The sequence below is a fragment of the Bradyrhizobium liaoningense genome (assembly GCF_018130955.1).
In the GTDB taxonomy this organism is placed as follows: domain Bacteria; phylum Pseudomonadota; class Alphaproteobacteria; order Rhizobiales; family Xanthobacteraceae; genus Bradyrhizobium; species Bradyrhizobium liaoningense_C.
Genome location: NZ_JAFCJM010000001.1, coordinates 230,280 through 254,872, shown reverse-complemented (window position 1 = coordinate 254,872; position 24,593 = coordinate 230,280). Strand labels below are relative to the sequence as shown.

Here is a 24,593-nt window from a genome sequence, read left to right as displayed (position 1 = left end):
GCGAGATTCTGCAAGTGCGGGGAATGGTTGCATGACGTCCAGTTTGATCCGGAAGGCCTGTGGTGGTGCAGGTGCATTGTGCGTCGTTGCGGCACTTGAGTCGGCGCAGCTCGACCCCGCCTTTGCCGCCTGCACGGTCACCGGCACCAACCAGACCTGCTCGAACTCCGCGACAATATCTGGCGCGAACTACGGTATCCAGGACACCGGATCGCTCACCCTCACTGTCAACAATGGATCGATTTCCGGAGACGCCATTGCCGGTGTTGCCGCCGCGCAGGATATCCTTATTTCCACCAACAACGGCACGATCGCCAGCGTCAATGGAGTGGGCGTGTCTGCCGGCGACGTCGGCAAGATCTCAAATACCGCAACTGGTGTGATTTCCGGCAACACCGGCATTTCACTCGTCGGCGGCGCCCCGGTATCCCTCGGGCCCGGGCTGTTTAATTCTGGCAAGATCACCGGCACCGGCAGCGATGCCGTCTATCTCGGATCCGACTCGGCGGTTGTCAACCAGGCCGGCGCGACGATCATCGGTGCTGCCAACGGCATCAACGTCGTGCACGACCTGAACCTCATCAATGCCGGAACGATCACCGGAGCCGGACTATCCGGCGTCGTGTTCGGGCCGACAGCGAGCGGGGCGCACTCTACCATCCACAACGACTCGGGCGGCACCATCACCGGCTTTCAGGCTGGCATCAGCGGCAGCGGTGACAACGCCGGAGTCTACAATGCCGGGACCATCTCCGCCAGCAACGGCACCGGCGTCTCTGTCAGCGGTTTGAATTTCCAAATCGATAACAATGTCGGCGGCAGCATCTCGGGCGTCAATGGCATCGCCAACGTTAGCGGCTCGATCATCCTGAACAATCAGGGTGCCATCGCCGCCAGCGGCTCCAACGCCGGCTGGGCGGTGTACGCCTCAGGCGGGGGTGCGGTGACCAATTCGGGTACGATCACGTCCGATGGTGGCGGCATCAACAGTCCCGGCAGCTCGGCGCTGACTGTCATCAACACCGGCAGCATTTCAGGCGGCGGCACCAGCGTCGTTGGCATCGGCATCCGTGCTGTGGGGGCGCTGGTGCTCACCAACAGCGGCAGTATCACCACCTCCGGCGCGATCGGCACCGCGGTGTTTGCAGGCGCGGGCTCCACCATCACCAACAATGCCTCGGGCGTGGTCTCAGGCGCCTCTGGCATCAGCATCACCGGCAACAACAGCACCATCACCAATGCCGGCACGATCTCCGGCTCGATGGCTTCCATTACCTACGTCTCGGGCAGCACCGGACATGTGCTGAACGTGCTTCCGAGCGCGGTCTTCAACGGTGCGATCCACTACAACAACACTATCGGCAACACGATCAACTTCGGCACCGGCAGTTACACCCTTCCGGTCGACCAGTACCTGGTGGCGTCCAACACCATCAATCTCTCCAGCAGCGCGCAGACGCTGGTCACGTCGGGTCTGAATGGCGCCGGCACCGGCAATATCGTCGTGACCAACGTTTCGAACGTCGCGAGCACCCCAACGATGGTGCCGGATTTCACCCGCTCGCTGTTCAACATCATCTCGGGCATCCTCGACAACAACATCGACTATCCGCAAACCGTGGCTCCCAGCCCCGCCATCGGTTACGCGGATGGTGCTTCCGGCAGCCTGGCGTCGCAGCTCCCCGACCAGCTTCGCGGTTCCGGCAACAGGCTTGCCATGGCCTCCATGCCGCAAGGCTCCAGCCTGGACGCCTATGGCAACCTGTTCTGGGCGCGCAGCTTCGCAGGTCTGCGCAACCAGCTATCGACGCCATCGGCTGCCGGATCCACCACGAACCAATATGGCGGCCTGATCGGCTTCGATCGCAGGCTCGACACGTGGCGGGTCGGTGGCTTTGCCGGTGCGGGCAACCTGTCCGGCTGGATGGCGGACGGCTCCGGTACGCTGAAATCGGACGTCTATTTCGGCGGCCTCTACGGACGCAGGGAATGGGGTCCGCTGGTGTTCGACCTGGCCTTGGCGACGGGCGGGCTCAACGCCAGGAGCACGCGCACCGTCTATTCCACCACCACGGAAAGTGCCGTCGGAAGCTTTGGCGGCTACTTCATCGCGCCGCAGGCGGCTCTCGGCTACCGCTACGCAATCAGCCCTGCTGTCACCGTCACGCCCTTCGTCCGCGTTGGCTACAGCGGCACCTTCAGCGAGGGTTATTCGGAAACCGGCTCCTCGCAGAACCTGACCTACCAGGCGCGCCAGGTCCATCTCTTCGAGGAGCGTGCCGGCGCGATATTCTCGCGTGAATTCTACGCCGGCGGCGCCGCCCCGCTGACCAAGCTGTCGCTCTCCGCCTCGGTGTTCGGCCAGCAGCGTGTCGGCCCGCAGGGTTTTGGCGCCAGTTTCTCCGGCACCGATTTCACTGTGAACTATACCAGCGCCGCCAGCGTCTTCGGCGGCACCGTCGGCCTCGGCTTCGAGACGATCGTGGCTCGCAACACCGCATTGTTTGGCTCGGCGGATGCCCAATACACCAATGACAAAACCGCCTCCTACAACGCGCGGCTGGGCCTCAAGGTGGGATTTTGAGCAGCGGCTCCCGGGCCCCACTCACAACGTTGAACTGATTTGGCTTCGTCAATGGGAAGTATTGCCATGAGAACCACCCTCGCAGCCGCGGCTGCTCTTTTCGCTAGCACGGCGGCAGGCACTGCGGCGGATCTTGCTCCGGCTTACAAGAACGCTCCAGCGGCCGTCTACAGTTGGACGGGCTTCTACATCGGGGGCAATCTCGGTGGCGGCATGGCTTCATCGCACTTCGACGATCCCTGCCTCTATTGCTCATCCGCAACATCGGCGCGCGGCTATTTCACCGGTGGCGCGCAACTCGGCTACAACTACCAGTTCGGTCGCGGCTTGGTCGGCATCGAAGCCGACGTGAACGGCAACAGCGATTTCAAGGGGGCCGTCCTCGGAGGCGATCGCGTTGTGGCAATGACTGTCACCAACAAGGCAGACGTTGGCGGAACGATCCGGGCCCGCGGCGGTGTCGTTATCGACAATGCCTTGTTCTACGTGACCGGCGGCGCTGCTTGGGCAGACGTCCAGCAGACCGGGGTCGAATTCAATAACAATACTGCCAAGCCGAACTTTGGCACCCCCACTGGCGTCACCGCCAATCGCAGTGGCGTGCTCTGGGGCAGCGTGATCGGAGCAGGTGTCGAATTCGCCTTGAGCCCACACTGGACCCTTGGTGGCGAATACCTGCATACGATGTATCAGGATCGTGACGCGAACATCGTCCTCGCCAATGGCGCCAGTGGTTGTGGATCGACATCCCCCGCCGCCAATTGCGTCATTCGCGGCCAACTGACGACCGACGTCGCGCGTATCAGGCTCGGCTACAAATTTGGCGATCCCGTCCCGGTTTCGACCGACGCTTATGCGAGTGTCGGCCAGCGCTATGCAAAGGCTCCCGCCGTGGCCTCGGTCTATAGCTGGACGGGCTTCTACATCGGCGGCAACGCTGGCGGAGGCATGGCCTCGTCCCGCTTCGATGATCCCTGCTTCTCTTGCTCGTCTGCGATGCCCACGCGCGGCTTTTTCACCGGCGGCGCACAGATCGGCTACAACTATCAGTTTGGCAACGGCTTGGTTGGCATTGAAGCCGACGTGAATGGCAACAGTGATTTCAAGGGAGCCGTCCTGGGCGATGACAAACGAGCGATGACCGTCACCACCAAGGCGGACGTCAGCGGAACGATCCGGGCGCGCGGCGGTGTCGTTATCGACAATGCCTTGGTTTACGTGACCGGCGGCGCCGCCTGGGCAAATGTCCGGCAGACTGGAATTGAATTTGACACCAATCTTGTCAGCGCGAGCTTCGGTACTCCCACCGGACCGACCGCCAACCGCAGCGGCACGCTCTGGGGCGGCGTGATCGGCGCGGGCGTTGAGTTCGCCTTGAACTCGAACTGGATCGTTGGCGCCGAATACCTTCATACTGTCTATGAAGATCGTGACGCGAACATCATCCTGGCCAATGGCGCCACCGCTTGTGGCAGCAACCCCGCAGCCAATTGCGTCATCCGCAACCAGCTGACGACCGACGTTGCGCGCGCCAGGCTCAGCTACAAGTTCGGTGATCCGGCGCCGGTCACTGCGAACGCGGAGCCGGTCGCTGCGCTCTACAACTGGACGGGATTCTACGTTGGCGGCAACGCCGGCGGTGGAATGGCGGCGTCGCGCTTCGATGATCCCTGCCGGTATTGTTCCACCGCGACGCCCACGCACGGCTTCTTCACCGGGGGCGCGCAGGTCGGCTACAATTATCAGTTCGGCAGAGGTCTGGTCGGTATCGAAGCTGATGTGAACGGGAACAGCAAGTTCAAGGAGTCCGTCCTTGGTGGTCATGCCTCCTTGGCCATGACCGTTGGAGCCAAAGCGGATGTCAGCGGAACGATCCGGGCCCGCGCCGGCCTGACCGTCAACAATGCTTTGGCCTACGTGACCGGCGGTGCTGCCTGGGCAGACGTCCAGCAAACCGGGGTCGAGTTCAACAATTTTACGGCAAACCCCGCCTTTGGCACGCCCAACGGAACCACGGCCAACCGTAGCGGCGTTCTCTGGGGCGGCGTGATTGGCGCGGGCGTGGAGTACGCCCTGAGCCCGAACTGGATCGTTGGCGGCGAATTCTTGCACATGATGTATCAGGATCGTGACGCGAACATCGTCCTCGCCAACGGCGCGAATCTTTGTACCTCACGTCCGGCAAGCGATTGCGTGGTTCGCAATCATCTGACGACCGATGTCGCGCGCCTGAGGCTCAGCTACAAGTTCGGACAATAACGCGGCTGCGTGATTACGTTTTGAGGGCCGTCCTGAGGGCGGCCCTTTTCGTTTGCGGCGGCGCCCAAGCGATCAGGCCGAGGCGATCCCGGCCAGGCGAGCATCTGTGGGCGCAGGCTCAGTTCCTCGCGATGATCTCGCGCTCGCCGCGATGCACGGAGAGGTCGCGCGCGACACCGGTGCGGCGGCGCATCAAAAACTTCGGACGGCGGTCGCGGATCGCGTTGCGGCGACGGCGGCGTGGTGCCGGATCGCGCTTGGCTTCGTCCAGTTGCGGAAGGGCAAAAATCTCGCTCCACATCGCCCAGGCGTTGACGATCTCGTCGCGGTCGGCGCTGACGCCGAGCGGCACCGAGAGCGAGGGGTCGCGATGCACGAGGACGAGCATCTGCGTCTCGTCGATGCCGCGCAGTGCGATCCCGGTGAAGTCGCTGACGCGGACGTTGACTGCCATCTGCATGCCGCGCACGGCACGACGCAGCACGACGCGTTCGCGATGAAGCTCGATCTGCCTGGTGTATCCGTCGGCGCGCGGATCGTGCGCGTCGAAGCGGACCGGCAGAGAAAGAGGGTCGAGCCGCAGTGCGCGGCTCGACCCGGCGGGATTGATCCCGCTTGTGACTGTTTGACGCCTCACGGCTTTAGTCTCCCCGCCGGGATTATGTTCCCGGTCGATGCGCACGAGACTAGCGCGGCCCCTTCGGAATTGGCTTAAAAAGGCTGGTTAACCCGCAGTGACCGTCGCGCATGATTGACAAGACCTTGGCTCGCATGATTGACGAGACGTTGCGCGGAAACCGAGAATCTGAGCTTTTGACGCAGGGAAAGTGCTTGAAGTCCGCGGAAATAGGGCACATCTGGTAGTTCCGGCCCCGTCGCCTCGAACCCGCCCCATCCCAACAGGATTTCGTTCGTGAACTCTTCACCATCGCCTGCATCGACGCTTGCCGCCAAAGCCAACGCCGACCTGTTCGATCAGTCCGCACTCTCCGATCTCGCCCAGCGGCTGGTTGATGCCGCCAAGCGCGCCGGTGCCGATGCAGCCGATGCAGTCGCGGTGCGCGGCATCTCGCAAGGCGTCGAGGTGCGCGACGGCCGCGTCGAGGAATCCGAGCGGTCCGAGGGCGACGACGTCGGCCTGCGCGTGCTGGTCGGCCAGCGCCAGGCGGTGGTCTCCACCAACGACGTCAGCGGCGATGCCGTGACGAAGCTTGCGGAGCGCGCGGTCGCGATGGCGCGCGTCGCGCCCGACGACAAGTTTGTCGGCCTTGCCGATCCCGCGCTGCTCGCGCGCGATTTTCCCGATCTCGATCTGCTCGACCCGAACATTCCCGCGACCGTGGAACTCGAGCGCCGTGCGCTCGAGGCTGAAGCTGCGGCACTCGCCGTGAAAGGCGTGACCAAGTCCGGCGGCGCGTCGGCCTCGGCCGGCATCGGCGGCATGGTGCTGGTGACGAGCACCGGTTTTCACGGAACCTATCTGCGCTCGAGCCAGGGCATCTCGGCGACCGCGATCTCCGGTGAAGGTACCGGCATGGAGCGCGACTATGATTTCACCTCCGCGCCGCACGGGTCCGATCTGTTGTCGCCTGAGTTTGTCGGCCGTTCCGCCGGCGAACGCACGGTGGCGCGTTCCAATCCGCGCAAGGTCGAGACCTGCAAGGTGCCGGTCCTGTTCGATCCGCGCGTTGCCGGCTCGCTGGTCGGCCATCTCGTCGGCGCCATCAACGGCGCCTCGATCGCGCGCAAGACCAGCTTCTTGAAGGACAAGCTCGGCCAGCAATTATTCGCCAAGAACATCCGCATCATCGACGATCCCTTGCGCCGGCGCGGATTGCGCTCGCAATCCTTCGATGCCGAAGGCGTCGCGGTGAAGAACATCGCGCTGATCGACGAGGGCGTGCTGACGACGTGGCTGCTGGACTGCGCGACCGCGCGCGAGCTCGGGCTTCAGACCACCGGCCACGCCCATCGCGGCGTGTCGTCCTCGCCGTCGCCCGGGCCGTATAATCTGCATCTCGAAGCCGGCAGCGCGACGCCGACGGAATTGATGTCCGACATCAAGCAGGGCTTCTACGTCACCGATCTGATCGGCTCCGGCGTCAACGGCGTGACCGGCGATTACAGCCGCGGCGCCTCCGGCTTCTGGATCGAGAATGGCAAGCTGACCTATCCCGTGAGCGAGGTCACGATCGCCGGCCATCTGTTCGAGATCTTCAAGTCGATGCAGCCGGCCAACGATCTCGAATTCCGCTACGGCGTCAATGCGCCGACGGTGCGTATCGAGGGGCTGACGCTTGGCGGCCGCTGACGCGAAATCGGTCGACGAGAGAATTCTCAATCACGACGCCGCATTGCTGAAGGCGACGGTACGCGAGGCCGGCGGCCTCGCGCTGTCGATGTTTCGCACCGAGCTGAAGAAGTGGACCAAGGGCGCCTCCTCGCCGGTCTCGGAAGCCGACATCGCCGTCAACGATCTGCTGGAGGCGCGCCTGCGCGTGGCGACGCCGGACTATGGCTGGCTGTCGGAGGAGAGCGCCGACGATGAGGCACGGCTCTCCAAGGATCTCGTGTGGATCGTCGATCCCATCGACGGCACGCGCGGCTATCTCGGCGGCCTGGAAGACTGGTGCGTCAGCGTCGCGCTGGTCGACCGGACCAAGCCGGTCCTGGCCGCGGTGTTCGCGCCGGCCCGCGAGGAGTTCTTCTTTGCGATTCGCGGGCAGGGCGCCACGCTCAATGACGCGCCGGTCCGTGCCGCTTCCGGCAGCAGTCTCGATTTCAGCCGCATGGCCGGGCCGAAACCGCTGGTCGAGCGGCTCAATCCGCATGCAGGCGAGGTCAAGCTGCATCCGCGAATCGGCTCGCTCGCATTGCGGCTCTGCCGGGTCGCCCACGGCGCACTCGATGCGGCTTTTGCGGGGGGACAAAGCCGCGACTGGGACCTTGCGGCGGCCGATTTGATCGTGCAGGAAGCGGATGGTAGGATGAGCGAACTCTCCGGAGATCCCATCCTCTACAATCGCCGGGAAGTGGCGCACGGGGTGCTGGTGGCCGCAGGCCGCGATCGTCATGCGAGCATTGTCGCACATTTTCGGCAGCGCCCCTTGCCCTGACCGCAACCATCGTGCTTATCGACCTGCTTGCCGGGCAGCCCGTTAGGAAAGAACTACGCATGCCAGATAGTGCCCCGCAGCAACAACTGCTCCATCTCGTCATTGGCGGCGAGCTGACCGATCTCGACCACAACACTTTCAAGAACCTCGACGACGTCGAGATCGTGGGCCTGTATCCGAACTACGCCTCCGCCTACACGGCCTGGAAGGCCAAGGCGCAGATGACCGTCGACAACGCCCAGATGCGCTATTTCATCGTCCACCTTCACCGGCTGCTCGATCCGGGCCAAGAATCCACCAAAGAACCGAAGCCGGCGCGTTGAAAAGACTGCTTCGCAATACGCTGCGAAGCAGCTTCGTTCAGCGTGCCGTCGGTGTCCTGGCGGCCGAATGGCTGCGTCTGGTCTGGCGGACCAACAAGTTCACGTTCGATCCGCCCGACGTCTACGGCCGCGTCGAGCCGCAGATACCGGCGATCTTCGCGTTCTGGCACGGCCAGCATTTCCTGACGCCGTTCATCAAGAACAAGGACTCGTACCGGGCCAAGGTCCTGATCTCCCGGCATCGCGACGGCGAGTTCAACGCGATCGCCGTCGAGCGGCTCGGCATCGGCACGATCCGCGGCTCCGGCGACCATGGCGGGGCATTCCACCGCAAGGGCGGGGTCGGGGCCTTCAGGGAAATGGTGCAGGCGCTCGCGGACGACTATAATGTCGCGCTGACCGCCGACGTGCCGAAGCGTTCGCGGGTTGCGGGTCTCGGCATCATCATGCTGGCAAGGGAATCGGGGCGGCCGATCATGCCTTTCGCGATGGCGACCAGTCGCTACATCCGGCTGAAGAACTGGGACCGCACGACCATCAATTTGCCATTTGGGCGAGGCGCATTGGTGGGAATCAAGGAAATCAACGTCCCGCCGGACGCCGACGCCGCCACCATGGAGGCCCTGCGCCTGGAGCTGGAAGAGACGCTGAACGAAGCGACCCGCCGCGCCTATGCCCAACTCGGCTGCCCGGAACCGGATCATGGCTAATTCGCTGCCGATGACGCTGCGGGTGTATCAGCACTTGGCCTCCGGCCTCGTGCCGCTGGCGCCTGCGCTGATCAAGCGGCGGCTGAAGCAGGGCAAGGAAGACCCTGCGCGGGTCGGCGAGCGGCGCGGCCTCTCGCAGGACGTGCGGCCGCACGGGCCGCTGGTGTGGATCCACGGCGCGAGCGTCGGCGAGGTGCTGGCGGCGGCGGCGCTGATCGAGCGGCTGCGCGAGCTCAATCTGCGCATCCTGCTCACCTCCGGCACGGTCACCTCGGCCGCGGTGGTCGCAAAACGCTTTCCGCCCGACGTCATCCATCAATACGTGCCCTACGATTCTCCGCGCTACGTCGCCCGCTTCCTCGATCACTGGAAGCCGTCGCTGGCGCTGTTCATCGAATCCGATCTGTGGCCGAACCTGATCCTGGCGGGCGCTGCGCGCCGGCTGCCGATGGTGCTGATCAACGGCCGGATGTCGCCGCGCTCCTTCCCGCGCTGGCGCCGCGTCCAGGGCACGATCTCTGCGCTGCTGTCGCGGTTCGACATCTGCCTCGCGCAGTCGAAGACCGACGCCGAGCGGTTTGCCGCGCTCGGCAGCCGCAACGTCGTGACCACGGGCAATCTCAAGCTCGACGTCGCAGCTCCGCCCGCCGATCCCGTCAAGCTCGAACGTCTGATGACGATGACGCGGGGCCGCCCGATCGTCGTCGCTGCCTCGACCCATCCAGGCGAGGAGGAGATGCTGGTCGCAGCGCATCGCAGCCTTGCCGGCTTCTTCCCCTCGCTGCTCACCGTGATCGTGCCGCGGCATCCTGATCGCGGCTCGTCGATCGCGGGCCTGATCACCGCCTCGGGGCTGAAGCCCGGCCTGCGCTCGCGCGAGGAACTGCCGACCGCGGCCACCGACGTCTACGTCGCCGACACCATGGGCGAGCTCGGCCTGTTCTACCGGCTGTCGCCGATCGTCTTCATGGGCGGCTCGCTGATCCCGCATGGCGGCCAGAATCCGATCGAGGCGATCAAGCTCGGGGCCTCCATCATCCACGGCCCGCACGTCTTCAACTTCGCCGACGTGTACGAGGCGCTAGACGGCAGCGGCGGCGCGCGTCAGGCCGACACGCAGGAGGCCCTGGTGAAGCAGCTCGGGCAGTTGCTGGCCGACCCCGCCGTGCGCGAGACCATGCATCGCGCAGGGACCGGCGTGGTCGAACGGCTCGGCGGCGCGCTGGATCGCACCATGACGGCGCTCGAGCCCTATCTGTTGCAGCTCCGCATCGAGATGGGAGCCGCCAATGCGTGAGCCGGCCTTCTGGCACCGGCCACGTTCGCTCAAGTCGCATTTTTTCCGGCCCCTCGGCGCGCTCTATGGCGCGATCGCCGAACGCCGCATGCTGCGCAAGGGGATGGACGCCGGCATTCCCGTGCTCTGCGTCGGCAATTACCACGTCGGTGGCGCCGGCAAGACGCCGACCGTGCTGGCGCTGACCCACCTGCTGCGCGACCTCGGCGAGACGCCGGTCGTGCTCAGCCGCGGCTATGGCGGGCGGTTGCGCGGCCCCGTGATGGTCGATGCGGAAAGGCACACTGCCGACGATGTCGGCGACGAGCCGCTGATGATGGTGCGCAACGTGCCGGTCGCGGTCGCGCGCGACCGCGTCGACGGCGTGGCGCTGGCGAAATCGCAAGGCGCAACCGCGATCCTGATGGACGACGGTTTCCAGAACCCGGCGATCGCCAAGGACGCCTCGCTGATCGTGATCGACAGCGAGCGTGGCCTCGGCAACGGCAAGGTGTTTCCCGCAGGTCCCTTGCGCGCGCCGCTGAGAGTGCAGCTTTCCCGCACCGACGCGCTGATCGTGATCGGCGACGGTCACGCCGCCGACGGCGTCGCCAGTGAGGTCGCTGCGCGCGACAGGCCGGTGTTGCGCGCACGCCTGAAGCCGGATGCCGAGTCGCTCGCAAGATTGTCCGGCAAGCGCGTGCTCGCCTTTGCCGGCATCGGCGACCCCGAGCGGTTCTTCAGGACGTTGCAGGCACATGAGGTCGAGATGGTCAGGAGCCGCGCTTTCGCGGACCATCACCCTTATTCGGAGCGCGAAATCCAGGATCTGTCGGTTGACGCCAGGCGTGAGGGGCTAACGCTGGTGACGACGGAGAAGGACCTTGCCCGAATCCACGGCGGCGACGGGATGCTGCCTTACGTGCAAGGAGTCGAACCGTTCAAGGTAACGCTGGAGTTCGACGAGCCCGCAAAGCTCCGTGACTTCGTCGCCGATCGCCTGTTCAAGGCGCGGGAGAAGAGGTTCGGGCGCTGATCAACCCTGCGGCTTCGGCGCGCCGGGAAAATGCCGTTGCAGCACGGCGCCGGGATGGGCGTAGGCTTCCTGCAGATCCACACTCCAGTATTTCAGCTCGTCGAGCGGAATCCGCGTATCGGTCACCGCGCAGCGCACGAAGGTCCCCGGCGAGATCACGCGGAAGTCGCCGTCGAGATATTGCACCTGCGCTTCGCCATGGCCCGAGGGGCCGAACTTGTTTAGCACGGTCAGAAGTCTCCGCTGCGCCCGGTCCACGGGCATGATGTGTCGATGCCGATCTAGCATAGATAGGGTGACTTGTCCGCCCGTTAAACCCACTGATTTGTGATGTTTTGCGGGCATTGGTGCGTGATAGGGCTGCGCGCCGAGGGATCGCTGCTCCCGGTCCATTCCTGATCCGGTCTATTCGATGCGTGTTCCGTCAATCGTTCTCGCCCTACTGATCCTGATGTCGCCGGCGCATGCGGCCTCGCCCGCCGCGCCGCAGGCCGTCGAGATCGTCGCAGGCTCCACCACGCTGCATGCGCAGCTCTACAAGCCTGCCGGCGACGGCCCGTTTCCGACCGTGATCGCGCTGCATGCCTGCGGCGGCTTGAGCGGACGCAACGAGGCGGTGCTGCCGCGCTATCGCGACTGGACCGAGGAGCTGCTCAAGGCGGGCAACGCCGTGCTCTGGCCGGACAGCTACGGCTCGCGCGAGCTCGGGCCGCAATGCCGCGTCAAGGAAATGCGGGTGAAGGCGCGGCGCGAACGCGTCGCCGACATCGTCGCTGCGCGCGGCTGGCTGTTGCAGCAGACATGGGTCGCGCGCAACCGCATCAGCCTGATCGGCTGGGCCAATGGCGCCAGCGCGGTGCTCTGGGCCGTGCGCCCGCAACTTTTGACACGCGACGCGCAGCCCGACTTCCGCGCGGCGATCGCGGTCTATCCGGATTGCCGTATCTCGGCCGGGCTCGGCTGGAGCACGCGGGTGCCGACGCTGGTGCTGATTGGCGCCAGGGACGACGTCTCCTCGCCCCAGGCCTGTCGCCAGATGGTCGATGGCGCGCAGGGCCGCAGCGCGCTCGCGCGCATCGTCGTCTATCCCGGCGCCTATCACGATTTCGATCGTGCCAACGTGCCGCTGCATGCGTCCGCAAGCAGCAACGACGCTGCGACGCCCGACCGCGGCCATCTCGGCTCCGACGCGGACGCACGCGCAGATGCGCAGAAGCAGGTCGCGGAGTGGCTGGCGCGGTGAGGGCGGTGCCCTGATCGGCGTATTGCCGTGTTGAAGCGGGGCCGCCCGAGGAACAAGCGAACGGACAGCCCCGCATCGACCACCGCCCTGCACAGGTCGTCATGGCCGACGCGCCGAGTTACGGCGCGAGCGATCCGCCAGTTTCAGCTTCCGCCTGTCATAGTTCGACCATGATGTCCGTTAAACGGCGTCTGATGCGAAACCGCCTCATACTGCTGTCGTCCGCGCTCATCGTCTTCACCGTCGCGCTTCTGCTCTACGAAGCACGCGCCGGAGTTCCCGCGGAACATTGCGGCTTCTGGACGACGATCGACGCCGGATTGTCCTGTCGGTAGGGGCGCAATTCCTATCGCCGTCACTCTGAGGCGGCCGCTTCTTCAGCGGCCCTCGAAGGGCGACGGCCCGGCTGCATCCCGGCCGTTCATCCTTCGAGGCTCACCTTGCGCCGCTTTCGCGTCGCATGGCGCGCACCTCAGGATGACGGGATGGACAGTGAAGCTTCGGCGCTAAAACAAACTACCCTGATCCACCGGCTTCGCCACGCGCTTCGGCGCCGGTTTTGCCTCGCGCGTCGCGGGCTTCGGCTGTGTCGCCGTGCGCGGCTCCGGCCGATCGGCGTCCGTCGTTGCCGCCACGCGCCCGTCGGCGAACTCGATCTCCAGCCGTGCGCTCGGTCCAACGCTGTCGGCCGAATGCAGGGGATGGCCGGCCTCATCCCGCACCAGCGCAAAACCGCGCGCGAGCACCCCGCGATAGGACAGGGCGGAGAGCAGTTTTCCGCTGTTCTCGACCCGCGCCTCCAACCGTTGCAGCAGCGTTGTCAGCGCACGGCTGGCGCGCTCGGCAAGCCGGTGCGTGCGTTCGCGCTGGCGGGCAATCGCGTTGCGCTGTGCCTGCGCATTGGAGAGTCTTGAGGCGCGCAGGCGCACCTCGAGCCCCGCAAAGCGGTCGCGACGCCGATGCAGCAGCGCGCGCGCGGACAGGCCGAGCCGTTCGCCACAGACCGTGAGACGGTGATCGGCCTGCGCGATCTGCCCGTGCAGCACGCGCAGCGTCAGCTTTGCGCTGGCCGCGGTAAACCTGCGGAAATGCGCATGCGTGTTGGCCTTGAGGCCGCGGGGCAGGGCGCTGCCTGCCGAGTCCAGCCGCTGCCGCGGGATCGCCAAGAGATCGGATGCGGCCGGCAGCGCGCGTGCGGCGGCGCGCAGCTCGCTGCGGCGGCTCTCATGGGCACGCTGCCAATAGGCGCGCGTGCGCCGCGCGAGATCGGCGACCTCGACGAACAATTCGCTGCGCACCGGCACGGCCATTTCAGCGGCCGCCGTCGGCGTCGGCGCGCGCTTGTCGGCGACAAAGTCGATCAGCGTGATGTCGGTCTCGTGGCCGACCGCCGAGATCAGCGGGATCATGCTCTCGGCCGCGGCGCGGACCACGATCTCCTCGTTGAACGACCAGAGGTCTTCCAGCGAGCCGCCGCCGCGCGCGACGATCAGCACGTCGGGGCGCGGAATTTTTCCGCCCTCCGGCAGCGCGTTGAAGCCGCGGATGGCGGCGGCGACCTGCTCGGCCGAGCCTTCGCCCTGCACCTTCACCGGCCACACCAGCACGTGCCGGGGAAACCGGTCCTCGAGCCGATGCAGGATGTCGCGGATGACCGCACCGGTCGGCGAGGTCACGACGCCGATCACCTCGGGCAGCCAGGGCAAGAGCTGCTTGCGCGCTTCGTCGAACAGGCCCTCGGCGGCGAGCTTCTTCTTGCGCTCCTCCATCAGCGCCATCAGCGCGCCGATGCCGGCCGGCTCCAGCGCCTCGATCACGATCTGATACTTCGAGGAGCCCGGATAGGTCGTGAGCTTGCCTGTCGCGATGACCTCGAGGCCTTCCTGCGGCTTGAAGCGCATGCGGCCGTGCACGCCCTTCCAGATCACCGCCTCGATCTTCGCGCTCTCGTCCTTCAGCGCGAAATAGCAGTGGCCGGAGGAGTGCGCGCCGCGAAAGCCGGAGATCTCGCCGCGGACCCGGACATGGCCATAGGTGTCCTCCACCGTCCGCTTCAGGGACAGGGAGAGCTCGGAGACGGTGAATTCGGGCGTATTGAGCAGGGGTTCCGCAGACGGCATCGGCAAACGATTCGGCATGTTGGGGTCGTTATCGACGTTAAGGATTTTCGCTCCCAAGCGCCAATCCGGGGGTTGATCGAGAGAGTACTCTGTAATATAGAGTCCTCTATTGATACCAGAGTCAAGGAGAGTAGGTCATGGCGATCCGGCTGCTGCGCGGCGTGTTGAACGGCCTGAAATGGGCGCTGTGTGCGGTCGGCGGCGTGGCGCTGATCCTGGCCGCGATGATCGCAACGCCGCTGCAGCGGCCGCCCGAGATGAAGTCGGTCTCGGATTCCGTGAAGGCGGTCGACTTCTCGACCCTGCCGCCGCTCGAGCGCTTCCAGGCCCGCGACGGGACCTGGATCGGCTTCCGCCACTATGCGCCGAACGGCCCGGCAACCGGTCGCGGCGCGGTCTTCATCCACGGCTCCTCCGGCTCCAGCGGCACCGTCAACCACGCATTGACCCATGCGATCGCCTCGCGCGGCGTCGAAACCTGGGCGCTCGACATGCGCGGCCACGGCGCCTCCGGCACGCGCGGCGACATCGGCTATGTCGGCCAGCTCGAGGACGACCTCGTCGATTTCGTCGCCTTCCTGCGCCGGACCGCGCCGGATCTGCCGCTGACCCTGATCGGCCATTCCGCCGGCGCTGGCTTCTCGCTGCGCGTGGCGGCCACCCCGATCATGCAGGACATGTTCGTGCGCACCGTGCTGCTCGCGCCCTATCTCGGCTATGACGCGCCGACCAACCGGCCGAGCAACGGTGGTTGGGTCAGCGCCGACATTCCACGCTTCCTGGGGCTCACGGCGCTGCGCAAGCTCGGCATCGATTGCTGTGCGCAGCTCCCGGTGCTCGCCTTCGCGGTGCCGGCGAATTCGGCGAAGTACCTCACGTCGACCTATTCCGACCGCTTGATGCGCAATTTTGCGACGCGCGGCTACCGGCTCGACCTGCCGGCCACGACGCGGCCCATCACGATCATCGGCGGCGCCGAGGACGAGATGATGATCTCGGACAAATATGCGGAGACCGTGCAGGCGATCAAACCGTCGGTCGACGTCAAGATCATCGACGGCATCAACCACATGGGCATCGTCACCAATCCAAAGGCGGTCTCGGCAATCGCCGAGGACGTGGCAACGCGCGGAGCAGGGCAGTCATGATCGACAGTAAGGAGGCCTCTGCGGCGCTGGCCGATATCGACGATATCGTCCAGCGCGTGAAGCAATCGCAGCTCTACGAGCTCGCGAGCATCGCGGCCGTCTGGTGGGGCGTCCTGGTGTTCGCCGCCAATCTCGTGACCTGGCTCTGGCCGATGTATGCCGTCTACGTCTGGCCCGCCACGGATATCCTGGGCGTCGGCGGTCTGGTTGCGCTCCGCGTCTTCAATCCGCCGAGCCACCCCAAGGGTGCCGGCATCGGCATCAGGATGATCCTGATGTTCGTGCTGTTCTTTGCCTTCGGCTATCTCTGTACCAATGTCATCGCCCATTTCGGTCCGCGCCAGTTGGGAACGTTCTGGCCGATCTACTTCATGCTGTTCTACACGATGGCGGGCCTGTGGTTCGGCTATGCCTTCGTGGCGATCGGTCTCGGCATCTCCGCGCTGACGCTGATCGGCTTCTTCTACATCGGCGAGGCCTTTCCGCTGTGGATGGCCTTCGTCAATGGCGGCGGCCTGATCCTCGGCGGGCTCTGGATGCGGCGGATCTAGCGCGATGGCAGAGCTCGACGACATCATCCATCAGCCGCTGCGGCTGAAGATCATGGCAGCCCTGAACGCGCTGCCGGCGACGGCCGGGCTGGAGTTTTCAAGGCTGAAAAAGCTGACCGGCGCCACCGACGGTAATCTCGGCGCCCATATCGAGACGCTGGCGAAGGCCGGCTACGTGTCGGTGGAGAAGGCTTTTGTCGGCAAGAAGCCGCAGACCACGGTGACCGCCACCGCGGCCGGGCGCGGCGCATTTGCGCGGCATGTGGCGACGCTGCAGGAGATCATCGCGGGAAAGCAGGGTTGACCCGCCTGTCATTCCGGGGCGACGCAAAGCGACGAGCCCGGAATCCATTGCTCCACCAACGCTGTGGCCCGATGGATTCCGGGCTCGCGCCAAGAGGCGCGCCCCGGAATGACGGGAAAATCGAATGACGGGGAGTTCGGGGCAGACACCCCTTGAGACGCGCCCGGATTCGTGCGACCGACGCGTCCAACATCTCCTCATTTCGAGCCTCTTATGCACATTCTCCTGCTCGGTTCCGGCGGCCGCGAACATGCCCTCGCGTGGAAGATCGCCGGCTCCCCTCTGGTGACCAAATTCTGGTGCGCGCCCGGCAATGCCGGCATGGCGCGCGAGGCCGAATGCGTGGCGCTCGATATCGCCGACCACGCCGCGGTGATCGACTTCTGCAAGAAGAACGCGGTCGAGCTCGTGGTGGTCGGCCCCGAGACGCCGCTCGCCGCCGGGATCGTCGACGATCTCGCGGCCGCCGGCATCAAGGCGTTCGGCCCGAGCAAGGCGGCCGCCCAGCTCGAAAGCTCCAAGGGTTTTACCAAGGCGCTGTGCACCGAGTTCGGTATTCCGACCGGGGCCTACAAGCGCTTCACCAACGCCCCCGATGCGCTCGCCTATATCCACACGCAAGGCGCCCCGATCGTGGTCAAGGCCGATGGCCTTGCCGCAGGCAAGGGCGTGGTGGTCGCAAAGACCATGCGCGAGGCGGAAGACGCCATCGCCATGATGTTCGACGGCACCTTTGGCGACGCCGGCGCCGAGGTCGTGATCGAGGAATTTTTGCCCGGCCGCGAGATCAGCTTCTTTGCGCTGTGCGACGGCGAAACCGCCATTCCGCTCGCCACCGCCCAAGACCACAAGCGCGTGTTCGACCATGACGTCGGTCCGAACACCGGCGGCATGGGCGCCTATTCGCCGACGCCGCTGGTGACGCCGGCGATCCACGACGCGATCATGGCAAAAATCATCCTGCCGACGGTCACCGGCATGAAGCAGCGCGGCACGCCGTTCCGCGGCGTGCTCTATGCCGGCATCATGCTGACGACGCAGGGCCCAAAGCTGTTCGAGTTCAACGTCCGCTTCGGCGATCCCGAGTGTCAGGTGCTGATGATACGCATGATGTCGGACATCGTGCCGGCGTTGCTCGCGGCCTGCGACGGACAGTTGCAGCATTTCGACCTGCGCTGGTATCCGGAGCCCGCGCTCACGGTTGTCATGGCGGCCAAGGGTTATCCCGGCGACTACCAGAAGGGCACGCGCATCGAGGGGCTCGATGAAGCGGCCAAGGTCGAGGGCGCCGAGATCTTCCATGCCGGCACCATCGCGAAGGACGGCGCGATCCTCGCCAATGGCGGCCGCGTGCTCAATGTCTGCGCGCTCGGCAAGACCGTGACGGAGGCGCAATCGCGCGCCTATCAGGCGGTCGACCGCATCAACTGGCCAGACGGTTTTTGCCGCCGTGACATCGGCTGGCAGGCGGTGGAAGCGGAGAAGGCGAAGGGCTGATAATCGGTCATTCCGGACGGCGCGTAGCGCCGATCCGGAATCTCGAGGTTGTCTGGCTCGAGATGCTCCCCATCTCGAGATTCCGGGTTCGATGCTTCGCATCGCCCCGGAATGACGAGCAAGAGGATAGACGCAATGTCCGATCTCGCCGACCTCTACCAGGGCTTTTCCTCCGAATGGATCAACACCTCGTCGGGGCGCATCTTCGCGCGCGTCGGCGGCAAGGGGCCGCCGCTTCTCTTGCTGCACGGCTTCTCCGAGACGCATGTGATGTGGCATCGCGTGGCGCCGCAACTGGCCGACAAGTTCACGCTGATCATCGCCGACCTGCCGGGCTACGGCTGGTCCGACATGTCCGACAGCGATGCGCAGCATCTGCCTTACTCGAAGCGCGCGATGGCGCAGGCCATGGTCGAGGCAATGGAAAGCCTCGGCCACGTGCATTTCGCGCTCGCCGGCCACGACCGCGGCGGCCGCGTCGCCTACCGCCTCGCGCTCGATCATCCCGGCCGCCTCTCGCGCCTCGCCGTGCTCGATATCTTGCCGACCTATGACTACTGGGAACGGATGAACCGCGCCTATGCGCTGAAAATCTATCACTGGACGTTTCTGGCGCAGCCCTATCCGCTGCCGGAGACGCTGATCTCGGGCAACGGCGAATTCTTCCTGCGCTTCAAGATGGCAAGCCAGACCAAATCGAAGACGCTAGATGCGATCGACAAGCGCGCGCTCGAGCATTACATCGCCCCGTTTCGCGATCCCGCACGCATCCATGCGATGTGCGAGGATTATCGCGCCGGCGCCTATTTCGATTACGAACTCGACAAGGCGGATTTCGAGGCCGGCAAGAAGATCACCATCCCGATGCTGGCGCTGTGGGGCAACGCCGGCGTCGCGCAGGCCGCGGCCACGCCGCTCGACACCTGGAAGCAATGGGCCACCGATGTCGAGGGCATGGCCGTCGATTCCGGGCACTTCCTGACGGAAGAGAACCCTGACGTCACCGCGAAGGCGCTGCGAGATTTCTTCTCGGCCTGAGTCCTACGGTCATTGCGAGCGCAGCGGAGCAATCCAGAGTCTCTCCCCGGAAAGATTCTGGATTGCTCCGCTGCGCTCGCAATGACGGAGGAGAGACCTACCTTCGCTCCCGAAAAAACTCCCGCAGCAACCGCGCCGCCTCGCTCTCGCCGACCGCCGAGTAAACCTCGGGCGCGTGGTGGCACGTCGGCGAGGCAAAGAAGCGCACGCCTGACTCGACCGCACCGCCCTTGGGGTCGGCCGCGCCGTAATAAAGCCGGCGGATCCTTGCAAAGGAGATCGCGCCTGCACACATGGTGCAGGGTTCGAGGGTCACGTAGAGGTCGCAGTCGACCAGGCGCTCGCTGCCGATCTTGTTGGCGGCCTCCCGAAGCGCGACGATCTCGGCATGGGCCGTGGGGTCGTGGTCGGTCAGGGTCCGGTTGGCGGCCGTGGCGATGACCTCATAATCCCGGACGACCACGCATCCGATCGGAACTTCGCCCGATTTTCCGGCGTTTTCGGCGGTTTTGAGCGCCAAATCCATGAAAGAAGGGGCAGTCTTGCCTCGTATCATCCCAGGAAACCTGCTAGTAGCTGCGCCTTCAGCAAGAGTGGATACCGGTTTTGCCTGAGCATGCGGCTCGAAACGAGCGCGCACAATGCCCTTTTGGCCCGGCCGCAAACGAGATTTTCTAATGCCCCGCGACAACGACAAAGACAACGATTCCCCGCGCGGCCGGGGCCCATCCAAAGGCCGCTCCGGCAAGCCGCGCGGCCCCGACAAGAAATTCGCCAAGCGTGGCTTTGGCGGCAAGGACGATGGCGACAAGCGTCCGTTCGCCGGCAAGCGCGAAGGCCGTCCGTTCCGCAGCCGTGACGAGGGTGCCCCACGCCGCGACAATGACCGTCCCAGGTTCAATCGTGACGACCGGCCGCGCGAGGATCGCGGCGACCGGCCGTTCAAGCCGCGCGGCGATCGGTCGAATTTCAACCGCGACGACAGGCCGCGCGGGGAGCGGTCCTTTGCCGATCGCTCGTCCCGCGACGGCGAGAAGCGTTCCTTCAAGCCGCGCGGGGAGCGTCCGTCCTACGGTCGTGACGACCGTCCGCCGCGCAGCAGGGATCGCGACGAGTCCCGCCCCGCCGGCAGATTTGGCGACAAGAAGTTCGGCGACAAGCGGCCCTATACGCCGCGTGGTGAGCGGTCCGACCGCAAGTTCGGCGATGACCGCAAATTCTCGCGCGACCGGGACGAGCGCGGGCCGCGCCGCGACTTCAGTGATCGCAAGCCGAGGCGTGACTTCGAGGGCAGGGATCGCGGCGACGAAAAGCCCTGGCAACGGCGCGACGCCCGGCCCCGCGATGATCGCGGTGGCGACGAGCGCCCGCGCTTCTCGCGCTCGCGCGACGATCGTGCCTCGGGCGATCGCCCGTTTCGCGACCGGCCGAAATTCGACCGGTCCAAATCCGATCGTCCCAAATTTGATCGTCCGAAGTTCGATCGTCCAAAATTTGAGCGTTCTCATCGCGATCGCGACGGCGAGTCTGGCGGTCGCCCGAAATTCGATCGTCCGCGCGAGCGGTCGGAAGGCCGCAGCGATTGGCACGAGCATCCGCGCAGCGAGGGCCGCTTCTCCGACCGCCCGCGTCGTGACAACGAGGACGACAGCAGGGTTTTTGCCAAGCGTCCGGCTTTCGGCGGCCGCGGTGCCTATCGCGAGCGCGAACGTGATTTCGATCGGCGCCCAAGGCGCGACGAGGAGCCGAAGCCGAAGAAGGCCGGCGAGCGCATCGCAAAAGTGCTGGCGCGCGCAGGCCTGGCCTCGCGGCGCGATGCCGAGGAGATGGTCACGCAGGGCCGCGTCACCGTCAACGGCCGCGTCATCAACTCGCCGGCGCTCGACGTGACGCCAAACGATGTCGTCGCCGTCGACGGCAAGCCGTTGCCGCCGCGCGAGCGCACGCGGCTGTTCCTCTATCACAAGCCGCGCGGCCTGATGACGACGCATGACGACCCCGAGGGGCGTCCGACCGTGTTCGACAATCTGCCCGAGGGCCTGCCGCGGCTGATCTCGATCGGCCGGCTCGACTTCAACACCGAGGGCCTGCTGCTGCTCACCAATGACGGTGGCCTGGCACGCACGCTCGAACTGCCCGACACCGGCTGGCTGCGCCGCTACCGCGTCCGCGCCCATGGCGAGGTGACGCAGGCGCAGCTCGACCAGCTGAAGAACGGCATCGAGGTCGAGGGCGTCAAATACGGTCCGATCGATGCGACGCTGGAACGCGACCAGGGCGCCAACGTCTGGCTGGTGTTCGCGATCCGCGAGGGCAAGAACCGCGAGGTGCGCAACGTGCTCGCCCATCTCGGGCTCGAGGTGAACCGGCTGATCCGCGTGTCCTACGGCCCGTTCCAGCTCGGCGAGATTCCGGAAGGGCAGGTCGACGAGATCCGCTCGCGGGTGCTGCGCGAGCAGCTCGGCGACAAGATCATCGCGCAATCCGGCGCCGAGTTCGACGTGCCGTCGAAATCGGCATCGCGCGACGATGCCGCATCGCACGAGAAGAAGCCGATGAAGCGGGCCGTGATCAACGACCGCAAGGGCCGCCGCGTGCTGGTGCAGCGCACCGGCAGCGAGGAGGCGCGCGAGCGCAACGAGCTCGAGGCCAATGGCTACGGCCCGCCGCGCCGTCCCAAGCGCGGCTACCACGGCAAGCGCGATCTGACGCCGCGGGACGAGCAGGACTGAGATGCGCGTCGTCGGCGGTCGATTGAAGGGGCGCAATCTGGCCTCGCCGTCCTCGCGCGATATCCGCCCGACCGCGGATCGCCTGCGCGAGTCCGTGTTCAACATCCTCGTGCACGCCTATGAGGATCCGATCCAAGATGCGCGCGTGCTCGATCTCTTCGCCGGCACCGGCGCGCTCGGCATCGAGGCGGCCTCGCGCGGCGCGAAATTCACGCTGTTCGTCGACAACGGCGCGGAAGCCCGCGCGCTCCTGCGCAACAATGTCGAGGTCCTCGGCTTGGGCGGTGTGACCAAGGTGTACCGCCGCGACGCCACCGATCTCGGCCCAGCGCATCCGGTCGAGCCATTCTCGCTGGTGTTCCTCGACCCGCCCTATGGCAAGGGTTTTTCCGAAAAGGCGCTGGTCTCATTGCGCGACGGCGGTTGGCTCACGCCCGGCGCGCTGCTCGTGGTGGAGGAAGCCAAAGCGGCGCAGTTCGCAGCGCCCGATGGCTTCGAGGAGCTCGAACGCCGCGCCTATGACGACACGGAATTCGTATTTTTGAGGAAATCCTGATGTGCGCGACGCCAATCGCGCCATTCCGCCGATTTGTCGCGAGCCATCAATGATTTCGGCATACCCGCCGCGCATCGCGCCCGAAATCGCCGTCTACTTTGCATGGGGTTGTTTTCGACACTTTTGATCGACGGTGGCTCATCGCCGCCCGAACAGCTTTTCGACGTCGGCGAGCTTCAATTCGACATAGGTCGGCCGGCCGTGGTTGCACTGGCCGGAGTTCGGCGTCTCCTCCATCTCGCGGAGCAGTGCGTTCATCTCTTCGGGCTTGAGCCTGCGTCCCGCGCGCACCGAGCCGTGGCAGGCCATGGTGGCGGCGACGTGCATCAGGCGGCGCTCCAGCGGCAGCGCCTCGTCCCATTCGGCCATGTGCTCGGCGAGATCGCGGAGCAGGCCGCCGGCATTGGTCTTGCCGAGCAGCGACGGCGTCTCGCGCACCGCGACCGCGCCGGGACCGAAGGATTCGATCGCAAGCCCGAAGGAGGCGAGCTCGTCGCTTCGTGCAAGAAGCCGCTCGACGGTCGCCTCGTCCATCTCGACGATCTCGGGGATCAGCAAAATCTGCCGCTGCACGCCGTTCTTGGCGAGTGAGGCTTTCAATCGTTCATAGACGATGCGCTCATGCGCGGCATGCTGGTCGACGATGATCAGCCCGTCGCGAGTCTGCGACACGATATAGGTCTCGTGGATCTGCGTGCGCGCCGCACCCAGCGGGCGATCGACGAGATCGCCGACCGGCTGCGCCTCGAAGCGCACATCCGCGGTCGGGGCGCCGACGTCGAAGGTCGCCTGCGCGCGCTCGGCGAAGGCAGGCGCGGCTGCGCCCTCGAAGGACGGTTGTGGCGCCGACGGGAAGGCCGGCGAGCTGCGCCAATCCCAATTGCCGGGGCGCGGCGCAAAGGCCGGCCGGAACGACGAGATCGCCGCGCTGCCGCTATTGGCCGCGGTGCGGCGGCCCTCGCGTGCAAGGGCCTCCTTCAGCCCGTGCACGATCAGCGCGCGCACCAGGCCGGCGTTGCGGAAGCGCACCTCGGTCTTGGCCGGATGCACGTTGGCGTCGACCTCGCGCGGATCGAGCGTGACGAACAGCGCCAGCACCGGATGGCGGTCGCGCGGCAGATAATCGGAATAGGCCGCGCGCACCGCGCCCAAAATCAGCTTGTCGCGCACCGGACGGCCGTTGACGAAGAGATACTGGCCGAGCGCGTTCGCCTTGGTCAGCGCGGGGGCCGCGGCATAGCCGGCCACCACGACGCCGTCGCGCTCGGAATGCACCTCGATGGCGTGGCTGCGAAACTCCGCGCCCAGGATGTCGCCGAGCCGCGTCAGCCGTCCGGCTGCGCCCGGCAGCGCCGCCGCCCAGGTCACCGGCGCGCGCTCCTCGCCCGCGAGCGTGAAGGCGATGTCGGGTCGCGCCATCGCAAGGCGCCGCACCACTTCGCGGATCGCCTCGGCCTCGGTGCGATCGGTCTTGAGGAATTTCAGCCGCGCCGGCGTTGCGTAGAAGAGATCATTGACCTCGACGCGGGTGCCGTGCGCGAGCGCGGCCGGCATGATCTCGGATTTCTGGCCGCCCTCGACCGTGAGCGCCCAGGCATGCGGCTCGCTGGCATGGCGCGTGGTGATGGCAAGCCGCGCCACCGATCCGATCGACGGCAGCGCCTCGCCGCGGAATCCCAGCGTGCGGATTTGCAGGAGATCCTCGTCGTCGAGCTTGGAGGTGGCATGGCGCTCGACCGCAAGCGCGAGGTCCTTTGCGGTCATGCCGCTGCCGTCGTCGGTGATGCCGATCCGCCGCCGGCCGCCGCCGTCGGTGAAGACGTCGATCCGGCTTGCGCCGGCATCGATCGCGTTCTCCACGAGCTCCTTGACCACGCTGGCCGGTCGCTCGACCACCTCGCCGGCGGCGATGCGGTTGACGACTTGCTCAGGTAGCTGGCGGACGGGCATGGGTTCACTCGGTGGATGCGGCCAGTTTAGCTGCGCCGGGTCGCAAATGCATGGGGTATGTCCCCGCTGCCCACATCCCAAATCCGGATCCATGCGGCCCGGCATGTTCCCCGTCGCCGCATATGAGGTGCGCAATTCCGCGAAACCGCC

At 65.8% G+C, this 24,593-nt stretch carries 22 protein-coding genes; 17 read left to right on the top strand and 5 right to left on the bottom strand.

The window, feature by feature from the left end; all coding sequences use genetic code 11:
- Positions 1-31 precede the first annotated feature (31 nt).
- Both JQ632_RS01210 and JQ632_RS01205 read left to right on the top strand, forming a co-directional pair.
- Positions 32-2,584: an autotransporter domain-containing protein gene (locus tag JQ632_RS01210; RefSeq protein ID WP_212400421.1), complete on the top strand. Its 2,553-nt coding sequence runs from the start codon at positions 32-34 to the stop codon at positions 2,582-2,584.
- 66 nt (positions 2,585-2,650) lie between these two features.
- Complete coding sequence (locus JQ632_RS01205; protein WP_212400419.1) at positions 2,651-4,843, top strand: outer membrane protein; 2,193 nt, start codon at positions 2,651-2,653, stop codon at positions 4,841-4,843.
- A gap of 118 nt (positions 4,844-4,961) precedes the next feature.
- Here the strand turns inward: JQ632_RS01205 and JQ632_RS01200 are convergent, their stop codons facing one another.
- A complete protein-coding gene (locus JQ632_RS01200) occupies positions 4,962-5,480 on the bottom strand; it encodes a DUF6101 family protein (RefSeq protein WP_212400418.1) in 519 nt (172 codons plus the stop codon).
- A 276-nt stretch (positions 5,481-5,756) separates the two neighbouring features.
- Here JQ632_RS01200 and JQ632_RS01195 point away from each other — a divergent pair, with 276 nt between their 5' ends.
- Genes JQ632_RS01195 through lpxK form a run of 6 tightly spaced genes read left to right on the top strand, consistent with a single transcriptional unit; the run spans position 5,757 to position 11,304 of the window.
- Complete coding sequence (locus JQ632_RS01195) at positions 5,757-7,154, top strand: TldD/PmbA family protein (RefSeq protein WP_212400416.1); 1,398 nt, start codon at positions 5,757-5,759, stop codon at positions 7,152-7,154.
- Positions 7,141-7,959, top strand: coding sequence for a 3'(2'),5'-bisphosphate nucleotidase CysQ (locus JQ632_RS01190; RefSeq protein ID WP_212400414.1), 819 nt, complete (start codon positions 7,141-7,143; stop codon positions 7,957-7,959). Before JQ632_RS01195 ends, JQ632_RS01190 begins: the two co-directional genes overlap by 14 nt.
- A 59-nt stretch (positions 7,960-8,018) precedes the next feature.
- Positions 8,019-8,282, top strand: coding sequence for a DUF4170 domain-containing protein (locus JQ632_RS01185; protein WP_212400412.1), 264 nt, complete (start codon positions 8,019-8,021; stop codon positions 8,280-8,282).
- Complete coding sequence (locus tag JQ632_RS01180) at positions 8,279-8,992, top strand: lysophospholipid acyltransferase family protein (protein WP_212400411.1); 714 nt, start codon at positions 8,279-8,281, stop codon at positions 8,990-8,992. The genes JQ632_RS01185 and JQ632_RS01180 overlap by 4 nt, the downstream gene beginning before the upstream one ends.
- Positions 8,955-10,289, top strand: a complete 1,335-nt coding sequence (locus tag JQ632_RS01175; RefSeq protein ID WP_212400409.1) for a 3-deoxy-D-manno-octulosonic acid transferase — start codon at positions 8,955-8,957, stop codon at positions 10,287-10,289. The genes JQ632_RS01180 and JQ632_RS01175 overlap by 38 nt, the downstream gene beginning before the upstream one ends.
- Positions 10,282-11,304, top strand: a complete 1,023-nt coding sequence (gene lpxK / locus JQ632_RS01170) for a tetraacyldisaccharide 4'-kinase (protein ID WP_212400407.1) — start codon at positions 10,282-10,284, stop codon at positions 11,302-11,304. The genes JQ632_RS01175 and lpxK overlap by 8 nt, the downstream gene beginning before the upstream one ends.
- Here lpxK and JQ632_RS01165 read toward each other — a convergent pair whose 3' ends face one another.
- A complete protein-coding gene (locus JQ632_RS01165; RefSeq protein ID WP_212400405.1) occupies positions 11,305-11,532 on the bottom strand; it encodes a DUF2093 domain-containing protein in 228 nt (75 codons plus the stop codon).
- A gap of 184 nt (positions 11,533-11,716) precedes the next feature.
- Here JQ632_RS01165 and JQ632_RS01160 point away from each other — a divergent pair, with 184 nt between their 5' ends.
- Positions 11,717-12,547: a dienelactone hydrolase family protein gene (locus JQ632_RS01160; RefSeq protein WP_212400404.1), complete on the top strand. Its 831-nt coding sequence runs from the start codon at positions 11,717-11,719 to the stop codon at positions 12,545-12,547.
- Positions 12,548-12,648: 101 nt separating this feature from the next.
- The gene (locus JQ632_RS01155) at positions 12,649-12,882 is read left to right on the top strand and encodes a hypothetical protein (protein ID WP_212400527.1); all 234 of its coding nucleotides are present in this window, start codon (positions 12,649-12,651) and stop codon (positions 12,880-12,882) included.
- Positions 12,883-13,053: 171 nt separating this feature from the next.
- Here the strand turns inward: JQ632_RS01155 and xseA are convergent, their stop codons facing one another.
- Positions 13,054-14,685 carry an exodeoxyribonuclease VII large subunit gene (xseA, locus tag JQ632_RS01150; RefSeq protein ID WP_212400402.1) on the bottom strand — a complete coding sequence of 544 codons (1,632 nt, stop codon included), beginning with the start codon at positions 14,683-14,685 and terminating at the stop codon, positions 13,054-13,056.
- A gap of 119 nt (positions 14,686-14,804) precedes the next feature.
- Here xseA and JQ632_RS01145 point away from each other — a divergent pair, with 119 nt between their 5' ends.
- The 5 genes from JQ632_RS01145 to JQ632_RS01125 all read left to right on the top strand — a co-directional run bounded on the left by JQ632_RS01145 (position 14,805) and on the right by JQ632_RS01125 (position 19,205).
- Entirely contained in the window at positions 14,805-15,815 is a 1,011-nt protein-coding gene (locus tag JQ632_RS01145) for an alpha/beta hydrolase (protein WP_212400400.1), read from the top strand.
- Positions 15,812-16,366, top strand: coding sequence for a hypothetical protein (locus JQ632_RS01140; RefSeq protein ID WP_212400398.1), 555 nt, complete (start codon positions 15,812-15,814; stop codon positions 16,364-16,366). The genes JQ632_RS01145 and JQ632_RS01140 overlap by 4 nt, the downstream gene beginning before the upstream one ends.
- Positions 16,367-16,370: 4 nt before the next feature.
- Complete coding sequence (locus JQ632_RS01135) at positions 16,371-16,670, top strand: transcriptional regulator (RefSeq protein WP_018453460.1); 300 nt, start codon at positions 16,371-16,373, stop codon at positions 16,668-16,670.
- Between the two features lie 213 nt (positions 16,671-16,883).
- The gene (gene purD, locus JQ632_RS01130) at positions 16,884-18,167 is read left to right on the top strand and encodes a phosphoribosylamine--glycine ligase (protein WP_212400397.1); all 1,284 of its coding nucleotides are present in this window, start codon (positions 16,884-16,886) and stop codon (positions 18,165-18,167) included.
- Positions 18,168-18,302: 135 nt separating this feature from the next.
- Entirely contained in the window at positions 18,303-19,205 is a 903-nt protein-coding gene (locus tag JQ632_RS01125) for an alpha/beta fold hydrolase (RefSeq protein WP_212400395.1), read from the top strand.
- 97 nt (positions 19,206-19,302) lie between these two features.
- On the opposite strand, the gene JQ632_RS01120 is transcribed toward JQ632_RS01125, so the two are convergent.
- Complete coding sequence (locus JQ632_RS01120) at positions 19,303-19,761, bottom strand: nucleoside deaminase (RefSeq protein ID WP_212400521.1); 459 nt, start codon at positions 19,759-19,761, stop codon at positions 19,303-19,305.
- 121 nt (positions 19,762-19,882) lie between these two features.
- On the opposite strand from JQ632_RS01120, the gene JQ632_RS01115 reads away from it, so the two are divergent.
- Complete coding sequence (locus JQ632_RS01115; RefSeq protein ID WP_212400393.1) at positions 19,883-21,937, top strand: pseudouridine synthase; 2,055 nt, start codon at positions 19,883-19,885, stop codon at positions 21,935-21,937.
- Position 21,938: 1 nt separating this feature from the next.
- Positions 21,939-22,493, top strand: coding sequence for a 16S rRNA (guanine(966)-N(2))-methyltransferase RsmD (gene rsmD, locus JQ632_RS01110; protein ID WP_212400391.1), 555 nt, complete (start codon positions 21,939-21,941; stop codon positions 22,491-22,493).
- Positions 22,494-22,631: 138 nt separating this feature from the next.
- On the opposite strand, the gene mutL is transcribed toward rsmD, so the two are convergent.
- Positions 22,632-24,443: a DNA mismatch repair endonuclease MutL gene (mutL, locus tag JQ632_RS01105; RefSeq protein ID WP_212400389.1), complete on the bottom strand. Its 1,812-nt coding sequence runs from the start codon at positions 24,441-24,443 to the stop codon at positions 22,632-22,634.
- Between the last annotated feature and the right edge of the window lie 150 nt (positions 24,444-24,593).